This is a genomic window from Mycobacterium sp. E735 (genome assembly GCF_001666955.1).
In the GTDB taxonomy this organism is placed as follows: Bacteria; Actinomycetota; Actinomycetes; order Mycobacteriales; family Mycobacteriaceae; genus Mycobacterium.
The window spans coordinates 1-9,862 of record NZ_LZIX01000140.1; the positions used below are offsets into that span (position 1 = coordinate 1).

Consider the following 9,862-nt stretch of genomic DNA (forward strand, 5'->3'; position numbering starts at 1 on the left):
CCCTACGTCTCGCCGGCGCGGGCTGCGCAGCTGGGCATCGAACTGCTGCCCCTCGACGACCTGCTGGGCCGCGCAGACTTCATCTCGGTGCACCTGCCGAAGACGCCCGAGACGGCGGGCCTCATCGGTAAGGAAGCGCTCGCCAAGACCAAGCCGGGCGTCATCATCGTCAACGCCGCCCGCGGCGGCCTGATCGACGAGGCCGCGCTGGCCGAGGCGGTGAGCAGCGGCCACGTCCGGGCGGCCGGTCTCGACGTCTACGCCAAAGAGCCGTGCACCGACAGCCCGCTGTTCGAGCTGCCGCAGGTGGTGGTCACCCCGCACCTCGGCGCATCCACTTCCGAGGCCCAGGACCGGGCGGGCACCGACGTAGCCGAAAGCGTGAAACTGGCGCTGGCCGGGGAATTCGTTCCCGACGCCGTCAACGTCGGCGGCGGCGTGGTCAACGAAGAGGTGGCGCCCTGGCTGGACCTGGTGCGCAAGCTCGGCGTGCTGGCCGCCTCGTTGTCCGCCGGGCCGCCGGTTTCGGTGTCGGTGCAAGTGCGCGGCGAGCTGGCCTCCGAAGACGTTGAGGTGCTGAAGCTTTCGGCTCTGCGCGGACTGTTCTCGGCGGTGGTCGAGGGGCCGGTCACGTTCGTCAACGCACCGGCGCTGGCCGACGAGCGCGGCGTCACCGCGGAGCTCACCACGGCCTCGGAGAGCCCGAACCACCGCAGCGTCGTCGACGTGCGCGCGGTCGCCGCCGACGGCAGCGCCGTCAACGTGGCCGGCACGCTGTCCGGGCCGCAGTTGGTGGAGAAGATCGTCCAGATCAACGGCCGCAACTTCGATTTGCGCGCTCGCGGCACCAACCTGGTGATCAACTACGTCGACCAACCCGGGGCGCTGGGCAAGATCGGCACCCTGCTCGGCTCGGCCGGTGTGAACATCCAGGCCGCGCAGCTGTCCGAGGACGCCGAGGGCCCGGGCGCGACGATCCTGTTGCGGCTGGACCGGGACGTGCCGAGCGAGGTGCGATCGGAGATCGGTTCGGCGGTGGGCGCCAACAAGCTTGAGGTGGTTGATCTGTCGTGAAGCGCGCCGTCGACGATGCAGAACGAGGAGCGGCGCAATGAAGTTGGCGGTCATCGGCGGCGACGGTATCGGGCCGGAAGTGACGGCCGAGGCCCTCAAGGTGCTCGACGCGGTGCTGCCCGGTGTCCAGAAGACCGAATACGACTTGGGCGCCCGGCGTTTTCACGCCAGCGGTGAGCTCTTGCCGGAATCGGTGCTCGCCGAACTGCGCCAGCACGACGCCATCCTGCTCGGCGCGATCGGCGATCCGTCGGTGCCCAGCGGCGTGCTGGAGCGGGGTCTGTTGCTGCGCCTGCGGTTTGAGCTCGATCATCACGTCAACCTGCGCCCGGGCCGGCTGTATCCCGGTGTGGCAAGCCCGCTCGCCGGAAACCCCGACATCGATTTCGTGGTCGTGCGTGAGGGGACTGAGGGTCCCTACACGGGCACCGGCGGCGCCATCCGCACCGGCACGCCCAACGAGGTTGCCACCGAGGTGAGCCTGAACACCGCCTTCGGCGTGCGCCGCGTGGTGGCCGACGCATTCGAGCGCGCGCAGCGGCGGCGCAAGCACCTGACGCTGGTGCACAAGACCAACGTGCTGACGTTCGCCGGCAAGCTGTGGGCGCGCATCGTGGCCGAGGTCGGGGAGCAGTACCCCGACGTCGAAGTCGCGTACCAACACGTCGACGCCGCCACCATCTTCATGGTGACCGACCCAGGGCGCTTCGACGTGATCGTCACCGACAACCTGTTCGGCGACATCATCACCGACTTGGCGGCGGCGGTGTGTGGCGGAATTGGGTTGGCCGCCAGCGGGAATATCGACGCCACGCGGACGAACCCGTCGATGTTCGAGCCGGTGCACGGCAGCGCGCCGGACATCGCGGGCCAGGGCATCGCCGACCCGACCGCGGCGATCATGTCGGTGGCGTTGCTGCTCGCCCATATCGGCGAGGACGATGCCGCTAGCCGGGTGGATCGGGCCGTCGAGGCCTACCTGGCAGCGCGTGGGAGCGAACGGCTCGCCACCGCCGAAGTCGGCGAACGGATTGCTTCCGCGCTGTAGTTTCCAGGCCGGGCGGGAGCAGGCGCGCGGGAACCAGGGGCACCGCGATCATTGGGAACAGTCCGCACAACATCCACGCATTCGGATATTTCGCGGCGGTGATCAAGGCGCCGAATAGCGGTGGCGCCGCGGCGGCCATCACCCGCTGGGTGGTGTTCTGGATGCCCAGGGCGCGCCCGCTCCAGAACGGACCGGCGAATTCGGTGATGGCCGTGGCCTCCAGCCCGTTGTCGAGCACGGCGATCACCGAGATGGCCACCATCAGCGGCGCCTGATAGCTCGAATTCAGGAAATCGGCCCAGGCCAACAGCAACAGCGTGACGGCGGCCGCGCCCGCGATGAGGCGCACCGGGCGCATTCGCGAACCGATCCGGTCGGACCAGCGGCCCACCAAGACGCGGCCGACGGCGCCCAGCAGCTGCGAGAGGGTGACCAGACTGCCGGCGGCCGCGACCGACCAGTTCAGATTCTTGATCAGCCACACCAGCATGAACGTGACGGTCACCGTCTGCGGCACCATCATCAGACCGGCGACCGTGTGAATTCGCCACAGCGTCAACGACCCTCGGTAGGGGCTGGCGAGTTCGGTGTCGGTGGCTTTCTCCCGCGGCTTGCGCGGCGGGTCGATGATGCCGACCGCGCTGGCTGCCGCTCCCAGGGCGCACGCCAACGCCGTGAACCTGAGCCCCGTACTTGGCCCGTGCTCGGCCAGCTCGGGAATGACCAGCGCTCCCAAGGCGATTCCGAGGGGTTGCGCGGTTTGGCGGAAGCCCATCGCGAGGCCGCGTTGGTGCGGCGGAAACCACGCCGACACCAGCCGCCCGCCGGCGGTGTTGCAGCTCGCGGCCGCCATGCCGCCGAGAAACAAATAGACCGCCATGAGCACCATCGAATGCGCCGAGGCCGCGGCGTAGGCCGCCACGGCGGTGAGCGCCGAACCCGCGGCCATCACCAGACGCTCGCCCACCCGGTCCAGGACGTAACCCCACAGCACCAGCGTGACGACCATGCCCCAACTGGGCATCGAGGACAACAGACCGGCTTCGTCGAGCGGGATTCCCCGCGCCGATTGCAGCGACGGGATCAGGAACGCGACGCCATTGATGAAGAGGAAGGAGCTCGCGGTGGCCACCAGCGATACGACCATGATGGACCAGCGCGCGCCCGCGCCCAGGTCCCGCGTCGCGGCCGTCCCGGTCTGCATCCCCCATGCTTGCATACGCGGCAAAACCGCTGGTAATACTCGTGTGCCTGCTGCCATTGCGATGAGGCAACCGCTCATTAGTAGGCTCAACGAAATGCGCCTTGGTCGAATCGCCAGCCCCGACGGTGTCGCCTTCGTCAGCATCGAGGGCGAACTCACCGATCCCGCCGCGATGATTGCCCGCGAGATCGCCGAGCATCCGTTTGGCACGCCGAACTTCACCGGCCGCTCGTGGCCGCTGCCCGACGTGCGGCTGCTGGCCCCGATACTGGCCAGCAAGGTGGTTTGCATCGGCAAGAACTACACCGATCACATCGCGGAGATGACCGAGCTCACCGGTCCGGCCGCGCAAGATCCGATCATCTTCCTCAAGCCCAACACGGCGATCGTCGGCCCGAATGTGCCGATTCGGTTGCCGGCCAACGCATCACCCGTGCATTTCGAGGGCGAGCTGGCCGTGGTCATCGGCCGGCCCTGCAAGGACGTCACGGCCGCCGAGGCGGCCGACAGCATCCTGGGCTACACCGTCGGCAACGACGTCTCGGCCCGCGATCAACAGAAGGCCGACGGCCAGTGGACGCGGGCGAAGGGACACGACACCTTCTGCCCGGTGGGACCGTGGATCGTCACCGATGTCGACCCGGCGGATCTCGAAATCCGAACCGAGGTCAACGGCGAAGTGAAGCAACACAGCCGCACCTCGCTGATGATCCATGACGTCGGCGCCATCGTCGAATGGATTTCGGCCGTGATGACCCTGCTGCCCGGCGACCTGATCCTCACCGGAACGCCGGCCGGGGTCGGCCCGATCGAGGACGGCGACACGGTGTCGATCACCATCGAGGGCATCGGCACCCTGTCCAATCCCGTGGTCCGTAAGGGCAAGTCGTGACGGCGGAAGCGAAAGTCCGGGTCCGGTTCTGCCCCTCGCCCACCGGCACGCCGCACGTCGGAATGGTCCGCACCGCGCTGTTCAACTGGGCCTACGCCCGGCACACGGGTGGCACGTTCGTGTTCCGGATCGAGGACACCGACGCCGAACGCGACAGCGAGGAAAGCTATTTGGCGCTGCTGGACGCGCTGCGTTGGCTCGGCTTGGACTGGGACGAGGGGCCCGAGGTCGGCGGGCCCTACGGCCCGTACCGCCAATCGCAGCGCAAGGAGATCTACCGCGACGTGGTGGCCAAGCTACTCGAAGCGGGCGAGGCCTACTACGCGTTCTCGACCCCGGAAGAGGTTGAGGCGCGCCACATCGCGGCGGGCCGCAACCCGAAACTGGGATACGACAACTTCGACCGGCAACTCACCGACGCCCAGCGGGCCGCGTTCCTCGCCGAGGGGCGCAAGCCGGTGGTGCGGCTGCGGATGCCCGACCAAGACCTCGGTTGGAACGACCTGGTGCGCGGGCCCACGAACTTCGCCGCCGGCAGCGTGCCCGACTTCGCGCTGACCCGCGCCAACGGAGATCCGTTGTACACCTTGGTCAACCCGTGCGACGACGCGCTGATGAGGATCACCCATGTGCTGCGGGGCGAGGACTTGCTGCCGTCCACCCCACGCCAGCTGGCGCTCTATCAGTCGCTGATTCGGATCGGCGTCGCCGAGCGCGTCCCGGAGTTCGCCCACCTGCCAACGGTGTTGGGGGAGGGGACCAAGAAACTGTCCAAGCGCGACCCGCAGTCGAACCTGTTCGCGCACCGCGACCGGGGCTTCATCCCGGAGGGGCTGCTCAATTATCTGGCGCTGCTGGGCTGGGCCATCGCCGACGACCACGACCTGTTCAGTCTCGACGAGATGGTGGCCGCGTTCGACGTCGTCGACGTCAACTCCAACCCCGCGCGGTTCGACCAGAAAAAGGCCGACGCGCTCAACGCCGAGCACATCCGGATGCTCGAGCCGGCCGACTTCGTGGGCCGGCTGCGCGACTACTTCGACGTGCACGGCCACCGCCTCGGGTTGGACGATCCGGCGTTCGCCACCGCCGCCGACCTGGTGCAGACGCGCATCGTGGTGCTCGCCGACGCGTGGGAGCTGCTGAAGTTCCTCAACGACGACGAGTACGGCATCGATCCCAAGGCCGCCGCCAAGGAGCTCGGCCCGGAGGCGGTCGCCGTGCTAGACGCGGCGCTGGCCGCGCTGGACGGCCTGTCGGAGTGGACGACAGCCCAGATCGAGCCCGCGCTCAAGGCGACCCTCATCGAGGATTTGGGCCTCAAACCGCGCAAGGCCTTCGGTCCGATCAGGGTTGCGGCCACCGGAACGACCGTGAGCCCGCCGTTGTTCGAATCGCTGGAGCTGCTGGGCCGTGAGCGCAGCCTGCAGCGGTTACGCGCCGCACGCGAAACGGTCGGCGGCTAGGCGAAGACATCGCGTGCGGATTGTGTGCCGAGTCTTTGGTAGTCTGCACTGCGGTTCGCAAAGGCCGACAACGGCTGGCAGCGGCGGTCCCCGGAGCGGCGCGTTATCGCTCAGAGTGACCGCTGACCAGCGGTTTTAGGCAGCCAATGGGGTATGGTGTAATTGGCAACACAGCTGATTCTGGTTCAGCCATTCTAGGTTCGAGTCCTGGTACCCCAGCAAAATCTCGCCACCTCAAGCGATTAGGTGGCCTTTGACGTGTGAGCTATGCTGACACCTCGGATCGTGTCTGGCCCCGTCGTCTAGCGGCCTAGGACGCCGCCCTCTCACGGCGGTAGCGTGGGTTCGAATCCCATCGGGGCTACAAAACTATTGACCGGTTCCCAACACGGCTGGTGCCGTGGACCCACCCACCGGCATGGCCGGCAGGCCGAGTTTGCGGTGATCCCATGACCGCGCGCGCTGAGCGACGATGCGCACGCAGACGCGCTTGTTCATCATCTGCTCCACGAAGGGCTTCATCTCGTCGGTGTAGGGCCCGGTGTAGCGCTCGAACACGCTGACCCCGACGCGGTGCGACACGTCGGGATCGTCGACGATCTCCGCGACGCCCTCGAATGAGACCCCACGCAGTGTGTCGTAGGTGTCGCCGTCCTCGATCAGGAAGCTCACCCGCGGATCCCGTTTGAGGTTGACCGCCTTCTGCGACTTGGCCTTGGTTTCCAGCCAGATTTCTCCGTCCACGACGGCGTACCACATTGCGGTCAGATGCGGCTGGCCGTCGGGGCCGACGGTGGCCAGCGTTCCGGTGCGGCTCTTGACGACGAAGTCGGCGATTTCGTCTTCCGACATGACGATGCTCGCGCGCTGATTGGTTCCCATGGCGGTCAGTCTGTCAGGCGACGTCCGGTCGAGCGTGCGCTGGTGGCGTTCAGTGTGCGCTGATGGCGTCGGGTGTGCGTGTGCGGCGGGATTTTGGCGACTTCGCCGCCATAGTTGCACTCGCAACGCCATCGATGCACACCCGACTTGGCGGCCCTACAGCCGGCGGGTGAGCGCGTCGGCCGCGGACAACAGGTCGGCGGCCCAGCGCGCGCCGGGACGGCGGCCGATCCGGTCGACGGGTCCCGACACGGAGATGGCGGCGATGACGGCGCCCCGGCCATCGCGCACGGGAACCGACACGCTCGCGACGCCGGGCTCTCGCTCGGCCACGCTCTGCGCCCAGCCGCGCCGCCGCACTTCGGCGAGCGTGCGCTCGGTGAACTTCGCCGTCGGCAGCACCGCCTTTTGCGTCGCCGCGTCGCTGTGGGCCAGCAGCACCTTGGCGCCCGAGCCCGCGGTCATCGGCAGTCGAGCCCCGACCGGCACGGTATCGCGAAGGCCCGCAGCGGGTTCCAGGGCGGCCACACAGACCCGCGTCGTGCCTTCGCGGCGGTACAGCTGCACGCTCTCGCCCGTGGTCTCACGCAGCAGGGGCAGCACGCCCGCGCTGGCGGCCAGCAGCGGATCGTTGACGTGAGCGGCGAGCTCGGTGATGGCCGGGCCCAGTAGCCAGCGCCCTTCGTCGTCGCGGCCCAGCAGGCGATGGATTTCGAGCGCGGCGGCCAGCCGATACGCGGTGGCCCTGGGTAATCCGGTCCGTTCGCACAGTTCGGCCAGTCCGCACGGGGATTGGGCGATCGTGTGCAGGACACTCACGGCTTTGTCGAGGACGCCGATGCCGCTATGCTGTCTCACAAGAAGATACTAGCGTCTCGCATTCTGAGATCACAGCCCGTGGTGGATCGGCGAGCCGCGCACCAGGAATAGAGGCGAGTTTTCAGATGGGATCCGACAAGCCGCGCACCCTGGCCGAAAAGGTCTGGGAGGACCACGTTGTGGACAAAGGGGCCGCTGACGCGCCCGACCTGATCTACATCGATCTGCATCTGGTGCACGAGGTCACCAGCCCGCAGGCCTTCGACGGTTTGCGCCTGGCGGGCCGTCCGGTGCGGCGCCCCGATCTGACGCTGGCCACCGAGGATCACAACGTGCCCACGGTCGACATCGACAAGCCGATCGCCGACCCGGTGTCGCGCACTCAGGTCGAGACGTTGCGCCGAAACTGCGCCGAATTCGGCGTCCGCCTTTACCCGATGGGCAATATCGAACAGGGCATCGTGCATGTCGTCGGGCCGCAATTGGGGCTCACGCAACCCGGAATGACCGTTGTCTGTGGGGATAGTCACACATCGACGCACGGCGCATTCGGCGCGCTGGCGATGGGCATCGGCACGTCGGAGGTCGAGCATGTGCTGGCGACCCAGACGTTGCCGCTGCGGCCATTCAAGACCATGGCGGTAAATGTCGACGGCGAATTGCCCGCCGGTGTGACGGCCAAGGACATCATTCTCGCGCTGATCGCCAAGATCGGCACCGGCGGCGGGCAGGGCCACGTCATCGAATACCGCGGCAGCGCCATCGAATCGCTGTCGATGGAAGCCAGGATGACGATCTGCAACATGAGCATCGAGGCCGGCGCCCGTGCGGGCATGGTGGCACCGGATGCCACCACCTTCGAATTCCTGCGCGACAAGCCGCACGCGCCGCAGGGCGAGCAATGGGAGGCGGCGATGCGCTATTGGCAGCAGCTGCACACCGACCCCGGCGCCGTCTTCGACACCGAGGTCCACCTCGACGCAACAACGTTGAGCCCGTTCGTGACCTGGGGAACCAATCCGGGGCAGGGCGTACCGCTGTCCGCGGCCGTGCCCGACCCGGAGCTGATGACCGGCGACGCCGAGCGGCAGGCCGCCGAGAAGGCGTTGGCTTACATGGACCTTCGCCCCGGCACCCCGATGCGCGATATCGCCGTCGACACCGTGTTCGTGGGCTCCTGTACCAACGGTCGCATCGAAGACCTGCGCGTGGTCGCCGACGTGCTGCGCGGTCGCAAGCTGGCACCGGGGGTGCGGATGCTCGTGGTGCCCGGGTCGATGCGGGTGCGCGCGCAGGCCGAAGCCGAAGGGCTGGGCGACGTTTTCACCGCCGCGGGCGCCGAATGGCGCCAGGCGGGCTGCTCGATGTGCCTGGGGATGAACCCGGACCAGCTGTCGCCGGGAGAGCGGTGCGCGGCGACGTCCAACCGCAACTTCGAAGGGCGGCAGGGGAAAGGCGGCCGCACGCACCTGGTGTCTCCGGCCGTCGCCGCCGCGACGGCGGTTCGCGGCACGTTGTCCGCCCCGGCCGATTTGAACTGATCCATTCGAGAAGAAGGCAAGAGCATGGAAGCATTTCACACGCACACCGGCATCGGTGTGCCGTTGCGGCGGTCCAATGTGGACACCGATCAGATCATTCCGGCGGTGTATTTGAAGCGGGTCACCCGAACCGGTTTCGAGGACGGACTGTTCGCCAGCTGGCGCTCGGATCCCTCATTCGTCCTCAACCTCAGCCCCTTTGACCGGGGGTCGGTCCTGGTCGCTGGACCCGATTTCGGGACCGGCTCGTCGCGCGAGCATGCGGTGTGGGCCCTCATGGACTACGGGTTCCGGGTGGTCATCTCGTCTCGATTCGGTGACATCTTCCGGGGCAACGCCGGCAAGGCGGGGCTCCTGGCGGCCGAGGTTTCGCAAGACGGCGTGGAACTCCTTTGGAAGCTCATTGAGCAGAGTCCGGGGCTGGAAATCACTGCCAATCTTCAAGATCGAAATATCACCGCGGGAACGACGGTGTTGCCGTTCAAGATTGACGACCACACCGCCTGGCGGCTTCTCGAGGGGCTTGACGATATAGCCCTTACGCTGCGGAAACTCGACAAAATCGAGTCATACGAGGCCGCGTATCCGAAGTGGAAACCGCGCACCCTGCCTGCCTCCTGAGCGGTCGTGACGAGCGAAATTTCTTCTCGCTCACCTAACTAATTCGGGCGGAATTCCAGTCCCCCACCGGTCAAGGGCGGCAACCGGATTGCGAAAACTTCCGATTGTCCGACCCTGAAATTGCGCGTGGCTCTTGGAAATTTGCTGGGTGAGCACATCAATGAGCTCTGCCTTATTCATCCAATCCCTCCGACGCTAGTGGTCCTCTGTTTGAACCGACTAGTGCACACGGTAAACCCTCACCCAGCAAATTTCCAAGAGCCACGCGCAATTTCAGGGTCGGACAATCGGAAGTTTTCGCAATCCGGTTGCCGC

Annotated in this window: 9 protein-coding genes and 2 tRNA genes; 8 read left to right on the top strand and 3 right to left on the bottom strand. The window is 67.0% G+C overall.

From position 1 onward, the window contains the following. Positions 1–1,074: NAD(P)-dependent oxidoreductase (locus A5704_RS11300; RefSeq protein WP_067889044.1), on the top strand; the 1,074-nt coding region annotated here is incomplete at its 5' end. A 37-nt stretch (positions 1,075–1,111) separates the two neighbouring features. Further along, positions 1,112–2,122 carry a 3-isopropylmalate dehydrogenase gene (locus A5704_RS11305; RefSeq protein WP_067889047.1) on the top strand — a complete coding sequence of 337 codons (1,011 nt, stop codon included), beginning with the start codon at positions 1,112–1,114 and terminating at the stop codon, positions 2,120–2,122. Here the strand turns inward: A5704_RS11305 and A5704_RS11310 are convergent. After that, on the bottom strand, positions 2,022–3,326 hold the full coding sequence (locus tag A5704_RS11310; protein ID WP_067889050.1) for an MFS transporter: 1,305 nt from the start codon (positions 3,324–3,326) through the stop codon (positions 2,022–2,024). The genes A5704_RS11305 and A5704_RS11310 overlap by 101 nt on opposite strands. 94 nt (positions 3,327–3,420) lie before the next feature. Here A5704_RS11310 and A5704_RS11315 point away from each other — a divergent pair, with 94 nt between their 5' ends. The 4 genes from A5704_RS11315 (at position 3,421) to A5704_RS11330 (ending at position 6,048) form a co-directional block, all read left to right on the top strand. After that, the gene (locus tag A5704_RS11315) at positions 3,421–4,218 is read left to right on the top strand and encodes a fumarylacetoacetate hydrolase family protein (protein ID WP_067758337.1); all 798 of its coding nucleotides are present in this window, start codon (positions 3,421–3,423) and stop codon (positions 4,216–4,218) included. Further along, positions 4,215–5,684: a glutamate--tRNA ligase gene (gene gltX, locus A5704_RS11320; RefSeq protein ID WP_082950392.1), complete on the top strand. Its 1,470-nt coding sequence runs from the start codon at positions 4,215–4,217 to the stop codon at positions 5,682–5,684. Before A5704_RS11315 ends, gltX begins: the two co-directional genes overlap by 4 nt. Before the next feature lie 147 nt (positions 5,685–5,831). Further along, positions 5,832–5,903 (top strand) — tRNA-Gln (locus A5704_RS11325). 72 nt (positions 5,904–5,975) lie between these two features. Further along, a tRNA-Glu gene (locus A5704_RS11330) sits at positions 5,976–6,048 on the top strand. A gap of 5 nt (positions 6,049–6,053) precedes the next feature. On the opposite strand, the gene A5704_RS11335 is transcribed toward A5704_RS11330, so the two are convergent. Continuing rightward, positions 6,054–6,566: a pyridoxamine 5'-phosphate oxidase family protein gene (locus tag A5704_RS11335; RefSeq protein WP_067783874.1), complete on the bottom strand. Its 513-nt coding sequence runs from the start codon at positions 6,564–6,566 to the stop codon at positions 6,054–6,056. 156 nt (positions 6,567–6,722) lie between these two features. After that, complete coding sequence (locus tag A5704_RS11340) at positions 6,723–7,424, bottom strand: IclR family transcriptional regulator (RefSeq protein WP_067758343.1); 702 nt, start codon at positions 7,422–7,424, stop codon at positions 6,723–6,725. Between the two features lie 86 nt (positions 7,425–7,510). Between A5704_RS11340 and leuC the strand changes: the two genes are divergently transcribed. Further along, on the top strand, positions 7,511–8,926 hold the full coding sequence (gene leuC / locus A5704_RS11345) for a 3-isopropylmalate dehydratase large subunit (protein ID WP_067889053.1): 1,416 nt from the start codon (positions 7,511–7,513) through the stop codon (positions 8,924–8,926). A 24-nt stretch (positions 8,927–8,950) separates the two neighbouring features. Then, complete coding sequence (gene leuD / locus A5704_RS11350) at positions 8,951–9,547, top strand: 3-isopropylmalate dehydratase small subunit (protein ID WP_067758349.1); 597 nt, start codon at positions 8,951–8,953, stop codon at positions 9,545–9,547. Positions 9,548–9,862 lie beyond the last annotated feature (315 nt).